General features: G+C 65.6%; 23 protein-coding genes. All 23 read right to left on the bottom strand.

What is annotated here, in order from left to right; all coding sequences use genetic code 11:
* Positions 1-11: 11 nt before the first annotated feature.
* The 23 genes from O5I81_RS08310 to O5I81_RS08200 all read right to left on the bottom strand — a co-directional run bounded on the left by O5I81_RS08310 (position 12) and on the right by O5I81_RS08200 (position 16,878).
* Positions 12-479, bottom strand: a complete 468-nt coding sequence (locus tag O5I81_RS08310; RefSeq protein WP_271068479.1) for a hypothetical protein — start codon at positions 477-479, stop codon at positions 12-14.
* Between the two features lie 59 nt (positions 480-538).
* A complete protein-coding gene (gene nuoN, locus O5I81_RS08305) occupies positions 539-2,002 on the bottom strand; it encodes an NADH-quinone oxidoreductase subunit NuoN (protein WP_271068478.1) in 1,464 nt (487 codons plus the stop codon).
* 10 nt (positions 2,003-2,012) lie between these two features.
* Positions 2,013-3,497 carry an NADH-quinone oxidoreductase subunit M gene (locus tag O5I81_RS08300; RefSeq protein WP_271068477.1) on the bottom strand — a complete coding sequence of 495 codons (1,485 nt, stop codon included), beginning with the start codon at positions 3,495-3,497 and terminating at the stop codon, positions 2,013-2,015.
* A gap of 9 nt (positions 3,498-3,506) precedes the next feature.
* A complete protein-coding gene (gene nuoL, locus O5I81_RS08295; protein WP_271068476.1) occupies positions 3,507-5,603 on the bottom strand; it encodes an NADH-quinone oxidoreductase subunit L in 2,097 nt (698 codons plus the stop codon).
* Between the two features lie 8 nt (positions 5,604-5,611).
* The gene (nuoK, locus tag O5I81_RS08290; RefSeq protein ID WP_271068475.1) at positions 5,612-5,917 is read right to left on the bottom strand and encodes an NADH-quinone oxidoreductase subunit NuoK; all 306 of its coding nucleotides are present in this window, start codon (positions 5,915-5,917) and stop codon (positions 5,612-5,614) included.
* Positions 5,914-6,531 (bottom strand): NADH-quinone oxidoreductase subunit J, encoded by a 618-nt coding sequence (locus O5I81_RS08285; protein ID WP_271069009.1) that lies wholly within the window; start codon positions 6,529-6,531, stop codon positions 5,914-5,916. The genes nuoK and O5I81_RS08285 overlap by 4 nt, the downstream gene beginning before the upstream one ends.
* 60 nt (positions 6,532-6,591) lie before the next feature.
* Positions 6,592-7,080 (bottom strand): NADH-quinone oxidoreductase subunit NuoI, encoded by a 489-nt coding sequence (nuoI, locus tag O5I81_RS08280; protein WP_271068474.1) that lies wholly within the window; start codon positions 7,078-7,080, stop codon positions 6,592-6,594.
* Complete coding sequence (locus tag O5I81_RS08275; protein WP_271068473.1) at positions 7,077-7,313, bottom strand: hypothetical protein; 237 nt, start codon at positions 7,311-7,313, stop codon at positions 7,077-7,079. The genes nuoI and O5I81_RS08275 overlap by 4 nt, the downstream gene beginning before the upstream one ends.
* Positions 7,313-8,389: an NADH-quinone oxidoreductase subunit NuoH gene (nuoH, locus tag O5I81_RS08270; protein WP_271068472.1), complete on the bottom strand. Its 1,077-nt coding sequence runs from the start codon at positions 8,387-8,389 to the stop codon at positions 7,313-7,315. Before nuoH ends, O5I81_RS08275 begins: the two co-directional genes overlap by 1 nt.
* 3 nt (positions 8,390-8,392) lie before the next feature.
* Complete coding sequence (gene nuoG, locus O5I81_RS08265; protein ID WP_271068471.1) at positions 8,393-10,453, bottom strand: NADH-quinone oxidoreductase subunit NuoG; 2,061 nt, start codon at positions 10,451-10,453, stop codon at positions 8,393-8,395.
* Positions 10,454-10,556: 103 nt separating this feature from the next.
* Entirely contained in the window at positions 10,557-10,883 is a 327-nt protein-coding gene (locus tag O5I81_RS08260; protein WP_271068470.1) for a DUF5615 family PIN-like protein, read from the bottom strand.
* Positions 10,880-11,104, bottom strand: a complete 225-nt coding sequence (locus O5I81_RS08255) for a DUF433 domain-containing protein (protein ID WP_271068469.1) — start codon at positions 11,102-11,104, stop codon at positions 10,880-10,882. The genes O5I81_RS08260 and O5I81_RS08255 overlap by 4 nt, the downstream gene beginning before the upstream one ends.
* Positions 11,105-11,146: 42 nt before the next feature.
* Positions 11,147-11,602 (bottom strand): TM2 domain-containing protein, encoded by a 456-nt coding sequence (locus tag O5I81_RS08250; RefSeq protein ID WP_271068468.1) that lies wholly within the window; start codon positions 11,600-11,602, stop codon positions 11,147-11,149.
* A gap of 79 nt (positions 11,603-11,681) precedes the next feature.
* Positions 11,682-12,002, bottom strand: coding sequence for a hypothetical protein (locus O5I81_RS08245; protein WP_271068467.1), 321 nt, complete (start codon positions 12,000-12,002; stop codon positions 11,682-11,684).
* 2 nt (positions 12,003-12,004) lie between these two features.
* Positions 12,005-12,400, bottom strand: a complete 396-nt coding sequence (locus tag O5I81_RS08240; RefSeq protein ID WP_271068466.1) for a hypothetical protein — start codon at positions 12,398-12,400, stop codon at positions 12,005-12,007.
* A 2-nt stretch (positions 12,401-12,402) separates the two neighbouring features.
* Positions 12,403-12,762 (bottom strand): hypothetical protein, encoded by a 360-nt coding sequence (locus tag O5I81_RS08235; RefSeq protein WP_271068465.1) that lies wholly within the window; start codon positions 12,760-12,762, stop codon positions 12,403-12,405.
* Positions 12,759-13,049, bottom strand: a complete 291-nt coding sequence (locus tag O5I81_RS08230; RefSeq protein ID WP_271068464.1) for a hypothetical protein — start codon at positions 13,047-13,049, stop codon at positions 12,759-12,761. Before O5I81_RS08230 ends, O5I81_RS08235 begins: the two co-directional genes overlap by 4 nt.
* A gap of 10 nt (positions 13,050-13,059) precedes the next feature.
* Complete coding sequence (gene nuoF, locus O5I81_RS08225; protein ID WP_271068463.1) at positions 13,060-14,379, bottom strand: NADH-quinone oxidoreductase subunit NuoF; 1,320 nt, start codon at positions 14,377-14,379, stop codon at positions 13,060-13,062.
* Positions 14,380-14,451: 72 nt separating this feature from the next.
* A complete protein-coding gene (locus tag O5I81_RS08220; RefSeq protein ID WP_271068462.1) occupies positions 14,452-14,730 on the bottom strand; it encodes a hypothetical protein in 279 nt (92 codons plus the stop codon).
* A 5-nt stretch (positions 14,731-14,735) separates the two neighbouring features.
* Positions 14,736-15,422, bottom strand: a complete 687-nt coding sequence (gene nuoE, locus O5I81_RS08215; protein WP_271068461.1) for an NADH-quinone oxidoreductase subunit NuoE — start codon at positions 15,420-15,422, stop codon at positions 14,736-14,738.
* 103 nt (positions 15,423-15,525) lie between these two features.
* Positions 15,526-16,008, bottom strand: a complete 483-nt coding sequence (locus O5I81_RS08210) for a hypothetical protein (RefSeq protein WP_271068460.1) — start codon at positions 16,006-16,008, stop codon at positions 15,526-15,528.
* On the bottom strand, positions 16,005-16,352 hold the full coding sequence (locus O5I81_RS08205; RefSeq protein ID WP_271068459.1) for a hypothetical protein: 348 nt from the start codon (positions 16,350-16,352) through the stop codon (positions 16,005-16,007). The genes O5I81_RS08210 and O5I81_RS08205 overlap by 4 nt, the downstream gene beginning before the upstream one ends.
* 169 nt (positions 16,353-16,521) lie before the next feature.
* A complete protein-coding gene (locus tag O5I81_RS08200) occupies positions 16,522-16,878 on the bottom strand; it encodes a nuclear transport factor 2 family protein (protein ID WP_271068458.1) in 357 nt (118 codons plus the stop codon).
* Positions 16,879-16,947 lie beyond the last annotated feature (69 nt).

The raw sequence follows: 16,947 nt of genomic DNA, 5'->3' as shown, positions 1-16,947 counted from the left end.
TAGCTATTTCACTACGACCCAACACGAGCCGACCCCGCCAGTTCTAGAAATTGATCCGCCTCTTTCCTAACCAAACACCGCGCAAATTGGCCACTGGCGTACATTGAAGTTAGTGCGACGAGTGTCGTCATGTTGCGGAGGCCGTCGGCAAACGATCCGGCCATCCCAACAACCACGTCCTCTTGGGCCCGCAGTTCCTCCGGTGACTTCAGATAGGCCTGGGTATGCACTCGAATATCCAGACCGCAAATTAGATCGGCGGCGCCGTAGATATGGTAGTGCTCATGCCGGTCCGGCGGCGTTTCAGGCGAGACTGAAAATAACCAAAGGCCGAAGGACACGTTCGGTCGGTACCGAAAAGTCTCAGCTGCGACGTAGCAAGCCACCTCTTCCGTGGACAGGATCACGCCGGCTCCGTGGCGCACAAAGCCATGCTCCATCAAAGCGGAGCGGAAGCATCCGGCGAACGATTTGGCCACCGCTATTCTCCTCCGCTCGTCATCTTGGCGCCGCTGTAAGGACGGACAAGCTGGATAACTTACCCCAGCGCCGCGGCGGCCGCCCGGGCCAGCGGGTCGAGCCAGATCAGCGCCACGATGCAGGCCGGGAAGCTGAACAGGGCCGCCAGGATGCCGATGGTGCGGGCCTCCAGCGGCGGCTTCTCGGTCGCGCCGGGGGACGGGTCCATCCACATCACCTTGATCAGGCGCAGGTAGTAGAAGGCCGCCACCACGCTGCCGACCAGGCCGAGGATGGCCGCCCAGGCCATGTAGCCGTTGGCGCCGGCGTCGACGAAGGGAATGCCGCCCGAGGCGCCGATGGCCGCCTTGAACACATAGTACTTCGCCCAGAAGCCCGCGAACGGCGGCATGCCGATGGCCGACAGGGCGAAGGCGGTGATGGCCAGGGCCATGCCCGGACGTTCCTTCACCAGGCCGGCCATGTCGTCGATGGTCTCCATGGGACGACCATCGCGCTGCAGGGCGCAGAGGATGGCGAAGAAGCCGGTCACGTCGACCATGTAGAGGATCATGAACAGCAGCATCGCCTGCGTGCCGGCCTCGCCGCCGGCGGCCAGACCCAGCAGGGCGTAGCCGATGTTGGCGATCGAGCTGTAGGCCCACAGGCGTTTCAGGTTGCGCTGCGCCAGGCCGGCGAAGGCGCCGACGAAGATCGACAGCATGGCCAGGGCGACGATGACCTGGCGCCAGTCGTTGATGGCGCTGCCGAAGCCCTCGCTGAGCACCCGGGCCAGCAGCACCATGGCGGCCAGCTTGGGGGCGGCGGAGAAAAAGCCGACGATGGGGGTCGGGGCGCCTTCGTAGACGTCGGGCGTCCACATGTGGAAGGGCGCGGCCGAGACCTTGAAGGCGATGCCGCAGATCAGGAAGACCAGACCGAACAGCACGCCGGTCCCCGCCCCGCCCGCCTTCACCGCCTCGGCGATGACCGGGAACTGGGTCGAGCCGGCGAAGCCGTAGATCAGCGAGGCGCCGTAGAGCAGCAAGCCGGAGCTGAGGGCGCCGAGCACGAAGTACTTGAGGCCGGCCTCCGAGCCCTTGCCGTCGTCGCGGCGGAAGGCGGCGAGGACGTAGAGGGCCAGGGAGTGCAGCTCGATGCCCATGTAGAGGCTGATCAGGTCGCCGGCCGACGCCATGACGCCCATGCCGAGCGCGGCCAGCAGCATCAGGACGGTCAGCTCGAACTTGGCCTCGCCGCGCCGGGCCAGCCAGCGGTCGGTGAGCAGGATCGAGACGGCCGTGAAGCCGTAGATGAAGACCTTGGCGAAGGCGGAGATCGGGTCCGAGATCAGGCCGCCGGCGAAGGCGGTTCCGTGCGGGCCGATCATGGCGGCGACGGCGGCGGCGATCAGCGCCAGGATGGCGACGGCGTTGAACAGCGCCGTGACCTTGCCCTGGAAGGCGCCCCAGACGAGCAGCCCGAGGGCCGCCACCATGAGGATGACTTCCGGCCAGGCGAGGGAGAGGTGGCTCATGAACATGGCGTGACCCCTACCCGCCCGTCGCGGCGCGATAGGCGCCGACCAGCGCATCGACCGAGGCGCCGGTGTATTGGAAGATGCTGTGCGGATAGACCCCGAGGAACAGGGTCGAAACGATCAGCGGAACGAAGATGGCGACCTCGCGCCAGTCCAGGTCGGTGATGTTGGCGAGTTGCGGATTGGTGATCTCGCCGAACATCACGCGCCGGTACAGGGTCAGGGCGTAGACCGCCGACAGGATGACGCCGGTCGAGGCCAGCAGGGCCGTCCAGGTCGAGGCCTGATAGGTCCCGGTCAGGGTCATGATCTCGCCGACGAAGCCGCTGGTCCCCGGCAAGCCGACGTTGCCCATGGTGAACAGCAGGAAGACCGCCGCGTACCAGGGCATGCGCTGGGTCAGGCCGCCGTAGAAGGCGATCTCGCGGGTGTGCATGCGGTCATAGACGACGCCGACGCAGAGGAAGAGCGCGCCGGAGATCACCCCGTGGCTGATCATCTGGTAGACGGCGCCCTGCACCCCGACCGCGTTACCGCTGAAGATGCCCATGGTCACGAAGCCCATGTGGGCGACCGAGCTGTAGGCGATCAGCTTCTTGATGTCGGTCTGCCGGAAGGCGACCAGCGAGGTGTAGATGATGGCGATGACCGACAGGCCGAAGACCAGCGGGGCCCAGACCTCGGAGGCCTGCGGGAACATCGGCAGGGAAAAGCGCAGGAAGCCGTAGCCGCCGAGCTTCAGCAGGATGCCGGCCAGGATGACCGAACCGGCCGTCGGCGCCTCGACGTGGGCGTCGGGCAGCCAGGTGTGGACGGGCCACATCGGCATCTTCACCGCGAAGGAGGCGAAGAAGGCCAGCCACAGCCAGGTCTGCAGCACCGGATCAAACTTGTACTGCATCAGCTCGGGGATCGAGCTGGTGCCCGAGATGCCGATCATGGCCAGCACGGCGGCCAGCATCAGCACGCTGCCCAGCAGGGTATAGAGGAAGAACTTGAAGGCCGCGTAGACCCGGCGCTTGCCGCCCCAGATGCCAATGATCAGGAACATCGGCACCAGGCCGAATTCGAAGAACATGTAGAAGAGGATCAGGTCGAGGGCGGTGAAGACGCCGATGACCAGCACTTCCAGCACCAGGAAGGCGATCATGTATTCGGGGACGCGGGTCTCGATCGACTTCCAGCTGGCCGCGATGCAGAGCGGCAGCAGGAAGGTGGTCAGGATCACGAACAGGACCGAGATCCCGTCGACGCCCATCCGGTAGTGCAGCCCGGCGAACAGCGGGAAGTCCTCGAGGAACTGGAAACCCGGATCGCCGGCGTTGAACTGGGCCAGCATCAGCAGGCTGAGGGCGAAGGTCACGACCGTGGTGGTCAGGGTGATCCAGCGCGCGGCGTTGTCGGCCGCCGGGCCGGTGCGGCCCGACAGCTTGATGGCCAGGATGGCGAGGACGCCGATGAGCGGCGAGAAGGTGATGAGGGAAAGAATGCCGGTCATGGTCCTGGCCTACCCTCGGAACTGGAACAGGGCGTAGGTCAGCAGACCCGCGATGCCCAGCAGCATGACGAAGGCGTAGTGATAGACATAGCCGGTCTGCAGCCGGCCCGTGCCCTTGCCGACCAGCATCGAGGCGGCGGAGACGCCGTCCGGACCCAGGCCGTCGATGATCTTCTGGTCGCCGCCCTTCCAGAACAGGTCGCCGAGGAACTTGGCGGCCCGCACGAAGGTGGCGTCGTAGAGCTCGTCGAAGAACCACTTGTTGTAGAGGAAGCGCCACAGCGGGCCTTCCTTGGCCGCCAGCCGCGCGCCCATGCCCTCGTTGAGCAGGTAGACATAGACGGCGACCAGGAAGCCGAGGGCCGTGACCACGAGCGGGGCCCAGATCACCCAGGGCGGCGCCTCGTGCATCTCGTGCAGGATGTGGTTGGTGGCGGCGTTGAACACCGACCCGTGCCAGAACTCGACCTGGTCGTGGCCGACGAAGTGCTCGACGAAGAAGAAGCCGGCGGCGACGGCGCCGATGGCCAGCAGCGCCAGCGGAACCAGCATGCTCAGCGGGCTTTCGTGCGGCTTGTGGTCATGGCCGTGGCCATGATCGTCGTGGGCCCCATGCGCATGATCATCCGGCAGCGGCTCGCTGTGGGTTTCGAGCTGGGCGTGGCTGGCGTGGTCGTCGTGGGCGTGGGCAGCGGCGTGACCGTGGTCGGCTTCAGCCCATTTGGGCTTGCCGTGGAAGGTCATGAAGGCCAGGCGCCAGCTGTAGAAGCTGGTCAGGGCGGCGGCCAGCAGGCTGACCACGAAGGCGAACTGGGCGGCGGCGTTGTGCTGCCCGGCGGCCCAGCTGGCCTCAATGATGGTGTCCTTGGAGTAGAAGCCGGCGAAGCCCAGGTCGAGGCCGGGGATGCCGACGCCGGTGATGGCCAGGGTGCCGATGGTCATCACCGCATAGGTGAAGGGCAGGTACTTCCACAGGGCGCCCATCTTCCGCATGTCCTGCTCGTGGTGCATGCCGTGGATCACCGAACCGGCGCCGAGGAACAGCAGGGCCTTGAAGAAGGCGTGGGTGAACAGGTGGAACATCGCCGCCTGATAGGCGCCGACCCCGGCCGCGAAGAACATGTAGCCGAGCTGCGAACAGGTCGAGTAGGCGATGACCCGCTTGATGTCGTTCTGGGCGAGACCCACGGTCGCGGCGAACAGGGCGGTGACGGCCCCGACCACGGTGACGATGGTCTTGGCGCCGTCCGCGTATTCGAACATCGGCGACAGCAGGCAGACCATGTAGACGCCGGCGGTGACCATGGTGGCCGCGTGGATCAGGGCCGAGACCGGGGTTGGGCCCTCCATGGCGTCGGGCAGCCAGGTGTGCAGGAAGAACTGCGCCGACTTGCCCATGGCGCCGATGAACAGCAGGAAGCAGGCCAGGTCCATGGCGCTGAAGTCGCGGCCGATGAAGGTCCAGGTCTTGCCGGCCCAGGTCGGGACCTGCGGGAAGATCTCGGCGAACTCGATCGAGCCGAACATCCAGAAGCAGGTCATGATGCCGAGCGCGAAGCCGAAGTCGCCAACCCGGTTGACCACGAAGGCCTTGATGGCGGCGGCTGACGCGGTGGGTTTCTTGTACCAGAAGCCGATCAGCAGGTAACTGGCCAGGCCGACGCCTTCCCAGCCGAAGAACAGCTGCATGAAGTCGGCGGCGGTAACCAGGGCCAGCATGGCGAAGGTGAACAGCGACAGATAGGCGAAGAACCGCGGACGGCTGTCGTCCTCGGCCATGTAGCCCCAGCTGTAGAGGTGGACGAGCGACGAGACGCTGGTCACCACGATCAGCATGACCGCGCTCAGCGTATCGATGCGGATCGACCAGGCCGACTGGAAGTCGCCGACGTTGATGAAGGGCAGCAGCTTGACGGTGAAGTCGGGCCAGTCGCCGAGCGCCACGCCGAAGAAGGTGGTCCAGGCCAGGGCGCAGGACAGGAACAGCAGGCCGGTGGTGATGGCCTGGCTCGGGATGTTGCCCAGCCGGCGGCCCGACAGGCCGACGATGGCCGCGCCGATCAGCGGGCCGAACAGCAGGATGGTGACCAGAAGCTCGTGAGACATGGGTGCGATCAGCCCTTCATCACCGAGACGTCGTCGACCGCGATGTCACCGCGGTTGCGGAAGAAGGTCACCAGGATGGCCAGGCCGACAGCGGCCTCGGCCGCGGCGACGGTCAGCACGAACATGGCGAAGATCTGCCCCGTCACATCGTGCAGGTAGACCGAGAAGGCCACCAGGTTGATGTTCACGGCCAGCAGGATCAGCTCGATCGACATCAGGATGACGATGATGTTCTTGCGGTTCACGAAGATGCCGAACACCCCGATGGTGAACAGGATCGCCGCGAGCGTCAGGTAGTGGGTGAGGCCGATCATTCGCCTTCTCCGACGCCGGGTTTGATATCGACGATGGTCATGCCGCTCGCGGGACCCCGACGGTTCTGGGCGGCGATGTTCTGGCGCTTGACGCCCGGCTTGTGGCGCAGGGTCAGGACGATGGCCCCGATCATGGCGACCAGCAGCACCAGGCCCGCGGCCTGGAAGAAGTAGACGTAGTCGGTGTAGAGCACCCGGCCGATGGTCTCGGCGTTGGAGACGTCCGGCAGGCTGGCGGCCGGGCCGCTGACCTTGGAGGCCGCGCCCTTGGTGGCGACGCTGATCGACACGACGATCATCTCGAGGGTGAGGATGCCGGCCACGATCAGCCCGAAGGGCAGATACTGGGCGAAGCCCTGCCGCAGCGACTTGAAGTCGACGTCGAGCATCATGACGACGAACAGGAACAGCACCGCCACCGCGCCGACGTAGACGACGACCAGCAGCATCGCCAGGAACTCGGCCCCGATCAGCACGAACAGTCCCGCCGCGCTGAAGAAGGCGGTGATCAGGAACAGCACCGAGTGCACGGGGTTGCGCGCCGACACCACGGCAAACGCCGCCAGCACCGTCACTGTCGCCATCAGATAGAAGGCTATCGCCTGCAGGCCCATGTGGCCTTCGTCCCTTCTCAATACCGCTGGATCGTTAGTCCTGGAATCGCGTGGCCGCTCTTAGCGATAGGCCGCGTCCAACTCCAGATTCTTGGCGATCTCGCGCTCCCAACGGTCGCCGTTATCGAGCAGCCGTTCCTTGTCGTAGTAGAGCTCCTCACGGGTTTCCGTGGCGAACTCGGTGTTGGGTCCCTCGACGATGGCGTCCACCGGGCAGGCCTCCTGGCACAGGCCGCAGTAGATGCATTTGACCATGTCGATGTCGTAGCGGGTGGTGCGCCGGCTGCCGTCCTCGCGAGGCTCGGCCTCGATGTAGATGGCCTGGGCCGGGCAGATGGCCTCGCACAGCTTGCAGGCGATGCAGCGTTCTTCACCGGACGGATAGCGGCGCAGGGCGTGCTCGCCCCGGAAGCGCGGCGACTGCGGCCCGCGCTCATTGGGATAGATCACCGTCTTCTTCGGCGCGAGCATGTACTTCATGGCCAGCCCGAAGGCGCCGACGAAGTCCATGAGGGCGAAACCCTTGATGGTCTGGGCTAGGCGGCTCATTGAGCCTTCTCCTTGGGGGCGATGACGCACTGGTAGTTGGACAGCTGGTACTGGTCGCCGCCGTCGGTATAGGGCCGCACCACGCCGCCGGCCGCGACGCACTTGTCCTTGGCCCGCTTCAGCTCGTCATAGGTCACCAGGCCACGGCCGAGCGTGTAGCTGCCCGGGTTGGCGTCCGGCTGCGTGGCGCAGGCGCCAAGCAGAACCAGTGGGAGAAGCAGGGCGGCACGCATCAGGCGTGCCCCGTGTAGACGCGGTAGGCCGCGACCAGGACCACGGCGATCAGCGAGGTCGGCAGGAAGATCTTCCAGCCCAGCCGCATCAGCTGGTCATAGCGGTAGCGAGGCACGATGGCTTTCACCATGGCGAACAGGAAGAACATGAAGATGGTCTTGGCGAAGAAGACCAGGAACAGCAGGAAGCTCTGCAGCGTCTCCGGCCAGTCCTTCATGAACTCGACCGGGAAACCGGGCTGCCATCCGCCGAAGAACAGGATGGTGAACAGCGAGCACATCAGGACGATGTTGGCGTACTCGCCGATCATGAACAGCAGGTAGGGGGTCGAGCTGTATTCGACCTGGTAGCCGGCCACGAGCTCCGATTCCGCTTCCGGAAGGTCGAAGGGCGGGCGGTTGGTTTCGGCCAGGGCCGAGATGAAGAATATCACCGCCATCGGGATCATCACCACCGCCAGCGGCAGGTTCTTCAGGCCGCCGCCGAAGACGTTCCAGTTCCAGATCCAGCCGCCCTGCTGCTCGGTGATCTCCACCAGGCTCATGGTGTTGGCCAGCAGGATGACGGTGATGATCACGAAACCGATGGAGACCTCGTAGGAGACCATCTGGGCCGCCGAGCGCAGCGAGCCGAGGAAGGGATACTTCGAGTTGGACGCCCAGCCGCCCATGATGATGCCGTACACCCCCATCGAGCTGATGGCGAAGATGTAGAGGATGGCCGGATTGATCGGCGCGATCACCCAGCCCGGCGCCAGCGGCACCACCGCCCAAGCCCCGAAGGCGAGGACGAAGGTCAGGATGGGGGCGATCAGGAACACCGTCTTGTCGGCCCCGGCCGGGATGACGATTTCCTTGAGCAGGAACTTCAGGAAGTCGGCGAACGACTGGAACAGGCCGAAGGGACCAACGACGTTGGGCCCTTTACGCATCTGCACGCCGGCCCAGACCTTGCGGTCGCCCCACAGCAGGAAGGCGAGGCTGAGCAGGATCCAGACCAGCACGGCCAGGATCTGGCCGGTGTGGACGAGGAACCAGCCGAGCGGAGTGGTCCAGAAGTCGGGGGTCGTCGGCACGGGCTACTCCGCCGCCATCTTGGCCGCGCCGCTGGCCAGGGCCGCGCATTCGGCCATGGTCACGCTGGCGCGCGCGATCGGGTTGGTCAGGTGGAAGGCCTCGACAGCGCTCGCGAACGGCGCGTCGGAGACATCCCCGGCGGCGCCGAGGCCGCTCAGGTCGAAGGTCGTGGCGACCGAGCCCGGCGCGTAGTCGATCTGGCCGAAGGTCGGGTGATCGGCGAACAGTCGGCTGCGCAGCTGGTCGAGGCTGTCGTACGGCAGGGTCTTGCCGACCCGGTCCGACAGCGCCCGGATAATCGCCCAGTCCTCGCGGGCTTCGCCCTTCGGGAACACGGCCCGTTCGCCCATCTGCACCCGGCCCTCGGTGTTGACGTAGAGGCCGCTCTTCTCGGTGTAGGCGGCGCCCGGCAGGATGACGTCGGCCTTGTGGGCCCCGCGATCGCCATGGCTGCCCAGATAGACGGTGAAGGCGCCGCTGGCCGAAGCCTCGCACTCGTCGGCGCCGAGCAGGAACAGCACATCCAGCGCGCCCGGCTTCAGCATCTCACGGGTCGACAGACCGCCCTCGCCCGGGACAAAGCCCATGTCGAGACCGCCGACGCGGGCGGCGGCGCTGTGCAGCACGTTCCAACCGTTCCAGCCCTCGCGCACGACGTTGAAGCTCTTGGCCACCCCGGCCAGCGCCTTCAGCACCGCCGCGCCGTCTTCACGGGCGAAAGCGCCGGCGCCGACGATGATGGCCGGCCGCTCGGCGTCCTTGAAGGCCTTCACGAAGTCTGACTTCGACTTGGCCAGACCCGACAGGCTCGAAACGCCGGCGCCGAGGTAGTCGTACGAATAGGTCAGATCGACCTGCTGGCCGATCAGGCCGATGCGGGTCTTGCCGGCCACCCACTGCTTGCGCAGGCGGGTGTTGAACACGGCCGCCTCGGTCCGCGGGTTGGCCCCGACGATCAGCACCACATCGGCGTTCTCGACACCGGCGAGGGTGGAATTGAACAGCCAGCTTTCGCGCGGGCCGGTCCCGAGGGCGGAACCGTCCTGGCGACAGTCGAGGTTCTTCACCCCCATGGAGGTGAAGAGGTCCAGCGCCGCCTTCATCGATTCGGCGTCCTGCAGGTCGCCGGCGATGACCCCGACCTTCTCAGGCGCGGTCGTCGAAAGCTTGCCGGCGATCGCCGCGAAGGCTTCGGGCCAGGTGGCGGGGCTGAGCTTGCCGCCGGTGCGGACATAGGGACGGTCAAGGCGCTGACGGCCCAGGCCATCGACGGCGTAGCGGCTCTTGTCGCTCAGCCATTCCTCGTTGATGTCCTCGTTGACCCGCGGCAGCACGCGCAGCACGGCGGCGCCGCGGCTGTCGACGCGGATGGCGCTGCCCAGCGCGTCCATGACATCGATGCTCTGGGTCTTCTTCAGTTCCCAGGGCCGGTAGTTGAAGGCCCATGGCCGGTGCGTCAGGGCGCCGACGGGGCAGAGGTCATTGACGTTGCCCGACAGCTCGCTGGTCACCGCAGCGCCCAGATAGGTCGTGATTTCAACGTCTTCGCCGCGCGAGATGAGGCCGATCTCCGGCACGCCGGCGACTTCGGTGATGAACCGCACGCAGCGGGTGCACTGGATGCAGCGCGTCATCACCGTCTTGATGAGCGGACCCATCTCTTTTTCTTCGACGGCGCGCTTGTTCTCGCCATAGCGGGAATCGTCCCGCCCGTAGCCCATCGCCTGGTCCTGCAGGTCGCACTCGCCGCCCTGGTCGCAGATCGGGCAATCCAGCGGGTGGTTGATGAGCAGGAACTCCATCACCCCTTCCCGGGCCTTCTTGACCATCGGGGTGCGGGTGAAGATCTCCTGGCCTTCGGCGGCCGGCAGGGCGCAGCTCGCCTGCGGCTTGGGCGGGCCAGGTTTGACCTCGACCAGACACATGCGGCAGTTGCCGGCGATGCTGAGGCGCTCGTGGTAGCAGAACCGGGGGATTTCCTCCCCCGCGATCTCGGCCACCTGGAGCACCGTCATGCCGGGCTCGAATTCGACCTCGACGCCGTTGACCTTGGCTTTGGGCATAGTTCGTCCGGGACTAACAATTGGGCGGCTGAGTGCACCGGTTTCCCCGCAGGTTCAAGGGGTGCGGACGCATTGAGAACGGGTCTTAACTGAGTGTGAAGCATCAGCGAACTTCGACCACCGGATCACCGGCTGAAAGGCCGCCGATCACTTCCGGCCACACCTCTTCGAGTCTCGCGAGAAGCTGCGGTGTAGCGATGTTTCCCGTCCGCAGCCAAAGAATCTGGAAGTCAGGCCTGCGTCGGCGCAACTCAATGAAATCACTGTCTTTTGTGATCACGACGCCGCTCGCATCAGCCACGAGATGGCCAATAGCCACGTCGGGCGAGGCCCGTAGACCAAGTTCGTCGATGTGCTCTGCATCATGGCCCTTCCAGCGCAACCATCGCGCCAAGCCAATCGGCAACTGCTCATCGACGAAGAACTTCACTCGGCGGCGACGATACGATGGTTGAATTCGCCGGCCGCGTAGCGCAGCACCGCTGGGAAGTCCTCGGGTTCAAGCGCCGGGTAGTCAGCCAGGATTTCCTCCTTGGTCATCCCACTGGCGAGAATTTCCAGGACGTCTTTCACGGTGATCCGCAGGCCACGGACGCAGGGGCGCCCGCCCATCTTCCCACTTTCGACCGTGATGCGATCCGCGATGTACATGGACCCAGCCTATCACAATGCATCGAAGCGGGCGATTCCGCCCTAAAACCAACTCTTGTCGCCCACGACATAGTCCTCGTGGAACTGCTGGTCGGACTTCACCAGGTAGATGATGAACTCGACGAAGGCGATGATGCCGATGATCAGCGGCGGGATGGCGAACAGCACCCAGCCGATGGTGCCGCACAGCAGCATGATGATCCCGGCGTTGGTCTTGCCGAGGTAGAACTTGTGGATACCCAGCCAGCCGAGGAAGAAGGCCAGCAGCGCCGCGACGATCTTGTTCTTGTCTCCGGACAGCCCGCCGTAGGCCGGGGTGGTGACGTAGATGTTGCGGGCCGCCCCGTCCTCGACCTCGAAATCGACCTCGGTGCCGGGAACTACGCTGCGCACTCCGCCGCCCAGGTCGCCGCGCGTGAACGGATACCGCTGGCCGTCATCGCCGCTGATCAGCCCCGTGCCTTCCAGGTCGGTGTAGGAAAGAACCTTGCCCCGCATGAATTTCGCCCTCTTGCGTCCGCCGGTTCGGCAGTCGCCCCATGGGGGATATTCGATGCGGCGGGGGCCGGCTGCAAGCCTATCTTCGATCGATGATCCCGGGCGGCGGGAGCTTTGGCCCGACTATGGTCAAGGCGGCCAGGATGATCGTCAGGCTGAGCCAGGCCGAGATCAGCCCGACCAGCAGCACGGCGACCGTCACATCGGCCCCTGCCCGGAGCTGTCCCCCGCTGTACATGAGCTGCAGACCGAGCCCGCTCATTGCCGCCAGCGCCAGCCATGGCGCCGCCACCCACCAACCGCGCCGGCGGGACCGATGGGCGATAACGCTGACCGCGACCAAAGGAAAAACAGCGACCAGGACCACTATGCTGAAGCCGATCACCTCCCCGAGGTTCATGATCAGAACACCTTTCCGACATCGAGCGTGGGCAGCTTGGGCCCGGCGATGGCGAGCGCCGTCAGGAACAGACCCAGCGAAACCCAGGCGGCGATAATCGTCGTTGCGGCGATCCCGAACGCCGGCCCATCGGCGCTCTTCATGCCGCCGGTTGCGCTGACCACCAGCACCGTCAGCGGCCACGAGACTATGAAGAGGCCTCCCGGCCCCACCAGCCACCAGCCCCGGCGAAGACTGCGCCACGACAGGACGGTCGCCAAAACGATGGGGAGAAGACCGAGGCCAAGAGCGACGCCCATTCCGGCGATCTGGCCCCAGCTGAAGCTCACGCTGAACATGTCGCGACCTTGATTGCCCGGCCCATCGTCGCGTGCGGCCAGACGAATCGCAACCCTCAAGGTCAGGATTCCGGCGACTGCGGCGGCGGCGGCAGGCCGATGATGGCGAACAGGACGATGCAGATGCCGACCGACAGGCCGGCCCCGCTGGCCCAGCTGGCGATGCAGCCGAGCACATAGCCGTACTGGAAGTAGCCCTCGCCCTTGGCCAGCCAGAAGATCATGCCGTAGACCGGCCCGCAGAGCATCGCCAGGGCCCATGGGAAGCTCGGCCAGATGCCGCGACGGCCGGCGCGATGCAGAATCACCGACAGGCCGCCGAGCGGCAGGGTGGTCATCAGGGCCAGCAGGCCGAAATAGAGCAGGTGCTGGAAGAAGGCGGGGTCCGCCTGGACCTCCTCGACCAGCCGCAGGGCGCTCAAAACACGTCCGCGGTGTCAGCGGGGTGCGGGGCGGCGCGGACGATGACCAGAGCCAGCAACAGAGCAAGGCAACCGACATAGCCGCCAGCGAAGATCGACAGGAAGACGTAGACGTCCGTGCCGCCATAGGGATAGCCAAGCCATGTGGCGACCGCGAACAGGATGGCCACGACAGACGGCCAAACCTTCCAGCCCCCCCGCCGGCCCATACGATGAGCCAGGATGGTGGCTACGACGAGTGGTGCGGCCGACAGCAGGAAGGCGAAGATGAGCGCGGCGATTTCCACGCCCGCCGTCCTACTCGGCCGCGACCAGGGTCGCGCCCTGCACATGGGGCTTGCCGGCGCGATAGCTGGTGATGCGGTCCTCGACCTCATGGCGGAAGTGGCGGAACAGGCCCTGGATCGGCCAGGCCGCCGCGTCGCCGAGGGCGCATATGGTGTGGCCTTCGACCTGGGTCGTGACGTCCAGCAGGGTGTCGATTTCCTTCATGTCGGCCTCGCCGGTCGCCATGCGCTCCATCACCCGCCACATCCAGCCGGTGCCCTCGCGGCACGGCGTGCACTGGCCGCAGCTCTCATGCTTGTAGAAGTAGCTGAGGCGAGCGATGGCGCGGACCAGATCGGTGTCCTTGTCCATGACCATGACCGCCGCCGTGCCGAGTCCCGACTTCAGTTCGCGCAGGGCGTCGAAGTCCATGAACAGGTCTTCGCACTGCTCGGCCGGGATCATCGGCACCGAGGCGCCGCCCGGGATGACGGCCTTCAGGTTGCCCCAGCCGCCGCGAATACCGCCACAGTGGTCCTCGATCAGGGTCTTGAACTTGATGCTCATCGCCTCTTCGACGTTGCACGGCAGGTTCACGTGGCCGGAGATGCAGAACAGCTTGGTGCCGGTGTTGTTCGGCCGCCCGAAGCCGGCGAACCATTCGGCCCCGCGGCGCAGGATGGTGCCGACGACGGCGATTGATTCGACGTTGTTGACCGTCGTCGGGCAGCCGTAGAGGCCGGCCCCGGCCGGGAACGGGGGTTTCAGGCGCGGCTGACCCTTCTTGCCCTCGAGCGATTCCAGCAGCGCGGTTTCTTCCCCACAGATGTAGGCCCCGCCACCGTGGTGCATGTAGAGGTCGAAGTCCCAGCCGTGGACATTGTCCTTGCCGATCAGCCTGGCCTCGTAGGCCTGCTTGATCGCGGCTTCCATGATCTCGCGCTCACGCACGTATTCGCCGCGGATGTAGATGTAGCAGGCGTGGGCCTGCATCGCGAAGGAGGCGATCAGGCAGCCTTCGATCAGCAGGTGGGGATCATGGCGCATGATTTCCCGGTCCTTGCAGGTGCCCGGCTCGGACTCGTCGGCGTTGACGACCAGGTAGTGGGGACGCCCGTCCTTCACTTCCTTGGGCATGAAGGACCACTTCAGGCCGGTGCCGAAGCCGGCGCCGCCGCGGCCGCGCAGCCCGCTGTTCTTGATGTTGTCGATGATCCAGGGACCGCCGGCGTCCAGCATGTCCTTGGTGGCGTTCCAGCAGCCACGCTTCTTCGCGCCTTCCAGGCCCCAGTCGTGGAGCCCGTACAGGTTGGTGAAGATGCGGTCCTTGTCTTCGAGGATGCCGACCATCGGTAGTCTCGTCTCTTTCTCGCGGGAACGCCCCGCCCTATCAGCAATTGGCCGTCCGGGGAAACGCCCCGCTTACGGCTTCCAGGTTTCGAAGGGGTTGGCCTTGCGCCAGGCCGTCCGCTTCCAGATCACATAGATGGACACCACCCAGCCCGCCGCCAGTAGCGAAAAGCCACCGAGCACCAGAAGCTTGGGCAGCGGCATGAATTGCGCGGTCATGACGATGGCGGCGGCCAGAAGGATGATCCCCAGCCCGACATTGCGCTCGAAGCGATGCAGGCTGCGCAGGTGGTCAATGTAGGCGATGCGCCGCTTGAGAACCTCGGCTTCCCGGGCGTGTTCGTCGCTCACCGGCCTTAAGCCTCCGCCTTCGCGGCCTTGGCCTTCTTGGCCTTTTCAGGGGCGTTGGGCAGCTTCAGCTTCTTGGCGTAGCTGCCGTCGTAGAGCTTCGGGTCGGTCAGGGTGTGGATGGCGCCCTTGGGCTCCGAGGCGCCACGGCCGTCGTAGGAGCCGGGCTTGGGCGACTTGCCGGCCGCGAAGTCGTCGAGGATCTGGCCGAGGCTCTCGGGCGTCAGGTCCTCGTAGTAATAGTCGTTGATCGCCGCCATCGGGGCGTTGCAGCAGGCGCCGAGGCACTCGACCTCTTCCCAGCTGAACTTGCCGTCGGCCGAGACGTGGTTTTTCGGGCCGATCTTGGCCTTCAGCACGTCGATCAGCGAGCCGGCCCCGCGGATCATGCAGGGGGTGGTGCCGCACAGCTGCACGAAGGCCACCTTACCGACCGGCTCCAGCTGGAACATGGTGTAGAAGGTCGCCACCTCCAGGACCCGGATGACCGGCATCTCCAGCATCTGGGCGATCAGCTCGATGGCCGGCTTGCTGACCCAGCCTTCCTGCTTCTGGGCCAGCCAGAGCAGCGGGATCGAGGCCGACTGCTTGCGGGCGGCCGGGTATTTGCCGAGCCAGAAATTGACGTCCTTCATCATCTCTTTCGAGAAGGCGAAGCTGGCGGGCTGGTCTTTGGCGAGACGGCGGACGGACATGAACGTATCTTCCAGCGATACGGCTGCGGCCGAGAAGACTCTCCGGCCGGGCCAGGCGATTGCGCGCCGATGTAGCCTGACCGATCCGGCGCGACAATGGCCGTCAGGCGACCGGCGGCTTTTCCGGTTCGGGCGCCGGTTCAACAGGCGTCGGGGACGGGGTTTGCGGGTCGGCGAACAGGTCGCGGCGCAGCAGCACGGAGACGTGCCGCTTGGCGTCGGCGGCGCTGTCGGGGGTGACATAGGTCTGCAGGGTGGCGCCGTTGATGTCGAAGGCGGCCTCGCCGCGTCTGGCGGCTTCCTTGCGGGCCTTGCCCTCTTCCTTGAGCCTCAGACGATACTGGGCGATGGCGTCCTGCACCCGTCGAAAGCTCGGCGCGATCGGCGAATGTTTAAACACCAGCTGCAGCCCGCCGGTGGTCAGGGTCAAGGCCACGCCGGTCCACAGACCGGAGACGATGACGTCGTCCGTTGCGCGGTGCACGGCGCGGCTGAGCAGGGTGAAGAACAGCGCCGTCAGCAGCCAGAGCGGAACCAGCAGGACGGCGACGATCAACGGAATCCAGGGGACGAGGGGGCCTCTCATTGTGCCTTCATCGTGGCGGCGGCCTGCATGGCCGCCTTCAATCGATCACCGGCGGCGCGGACCTGCGGCAGCCAGAACAGAACCGCTCCGGCCATAAAAATGATAATGGCGGCCGCCCACAACAGGAGGCCTGCCCGCCCCTGAAAGGTGCGGAAGAGGGTCAGGTACAGAACAACCGCCCCCGGCATGATCGGCAGCATCCGCAGATAATAGTCGCGGACAAAGCCACCCCTCCCGTCAACATGGTGGCTGTGGGCGGCGCCAAGCATCGCGATCATCAACCAGGGGAAGCTCGCGAAAAACAGGACGCCCCAGAACAGCGCACCGACAATGTCAGAGATCATTCCGCCCCCCCGTCCACAGGCACAATCATTGGCAACCGGCAGCATGGCCCAAGGGCGAAGGCATGTGAAGCTCAAGTGGTGACGGTCCTCCGGCGCGGCCGGATGACCGTCATTGTTCAGCGCCAGACGGTGAAAGTCACGCTTCGCGAGACAGTCACCTGCTTGGGGATCAATCCTCGCCGTCCGGCGAGTGGCTGATGGTCAGGTCGATGATGCAGCCCCGCACCACGCGGTAGACGGTCATTCCGATCTCGCCGTCCGGGCCGATGCCGGTCACCCGCTCCGTCTGGGCAACCATGTCACCGTAGGTAAGTTGGTCGAGCGGCTCGGTATGGGCCTTGGGGAAGTTCTTGTAGACGATGTCCCGATAGCGGCCGACCACCACCTCGCCGGAATCGATCTCGTCGGAGATGCCGAACCGGGCGTTCGCCGCGATCAGCCTGGCGACCGCAGCGATGTCCTGCCTGTTGTGAGCTTCAATATAGGCCGCCACGACATCACGCGGCGCCGGTGCGCCCTCGGACATCGGAACACAGAAGGCCAGAACGGCGCCGAGCGGCTCCACTAACGGTCCTTGCGGACCCGCACGGGAACA

The sequence above is a fragment of the Caulobacter sp. NIBR1757 genome, from assembly GCF_027912495.1.
In the GTDB taxonomy this organism is placed as follows: Bacteria; Pseudomonadota; Alphaproteobacteria; order Caulobacterales; family Caulobacteraceae; genus Caulobacter.
Note: the sequence above shows the minus strand (reverse complement) of the source record. Positions and strands in the feature narration are given on the sequence as shown.

Bases quoted from the DNA above. Each gene is read 5' to 3' on its own strand.
- nuoN (WP_271068478.1), bottom strand. From the start codon at position 2,002: ATGTTCATGAGCCACCTCTCCCTCGCCTGGCCGGAAGTCATCCTCATG.
- O5I81_RS08300 (WP_271068477.1), bottom strand. From the start codon at position 3,497: ATGACCGGCATTCTTTCCCTCATCACCTTCTCGCCGCTCATCGGCGTC.
- nuoL (WP_271068476.1), bottom strand. From the start codon at position 5,603: ATGTCTCACGAGCTTCTGGTCACCATCCTGCTGTTCGGCCCGCTGATC.
- nuoK (WP_271068475.1), bottom strand. From the start codon at position 5,917: ATGATCGGCCTCACCCACTACCTGACGCTCGCGGCGATCCTGTTCACC.
- O5I81_RS08285 (WP_271069009.1), bottom strand. From the start codon at position 6,531: ATGGGCCTGCAGGCGATAGCCTTCTATCTGATGGCGACAGTGACGGTG.
- nuoI (WP_271068474.1), bottom strand. From the start codon at position 7,080: ATGAGCCGCCTAGCCCAGACCATCAAGGGTTTCGCCCTCATGGACTTC.
- O5I81_RS08275 (WP_271068473.1), bottom strand. From the start codon at position 7,313: ATGCGTGCCGCCCTGCTTCTCCCACTGGTTCTGCTTGGCGCCTGCGCC.
- nuoG (WP_271068471.1), bottom strand. From the start codon at position 10,453: ATGCCCAAAGCCAAGGTCAACGGCGTCGAGGTCGAATTCGAGCCCGGC.
- O5I81_RS08255 (WP_271068469.1), bottom strand. From the start codon at position 11,104: ATGTACATCGCGGATCGCATCACGGTCGAAAGTGGGAAGATGGGCGGG.
- O5I81_RS08250 (WP_271068468.1), bottom strand. From the start codon at position 11,602: ATGCGGGGCAAGGTTCTTTCCTACACCGACCTGGAAGGCACGGGGCTG.
- O5I81_RS08245 (WP_271068467.1), bottom strand. From the start codon at position 12,002: ATGAACCTCGGGGAGGTGATCGGCTTCAGCATAGTGGTCCTGGTCGCT.
- nuoF (WP_271068463.1), bottom strand. From the start codon at position 14,379: ATGGTCGGCATCCTCGAAGACAAGGACCGCATCTTCACCAACCTGTAC.
- nuoE (WP_271068461.1), bottom strand. From the start codon at position 15,422: ATGTCCGTCCGCCGTCTCGCCAAAGACCAGCCCGCCAGCTTCGCCTTC.
- O5I81_RS08210 (WP_271068460.1), bottom strand. From the start codon at position 16,008: ATGAGAGGCCCCCTCGTCCCCTGGATTCCGTTGATCGTCGCCGTCCTG.
- O5I81_RS08205 (WP_271068459.1), bottom strand. From the start codon at position 16,352: ATGATCTCTGACATTGTCGGTGCGCTGTTCTGGGGCGTCCTGTTTTTC.
- O5I81_RS08200 (WP_271068458.1), bottom strand. From the start codon at position 16,878: ATGTCCGAGGGCGCACCGGCGCCGCGTGATGTCGTGGCGGCCTATATT.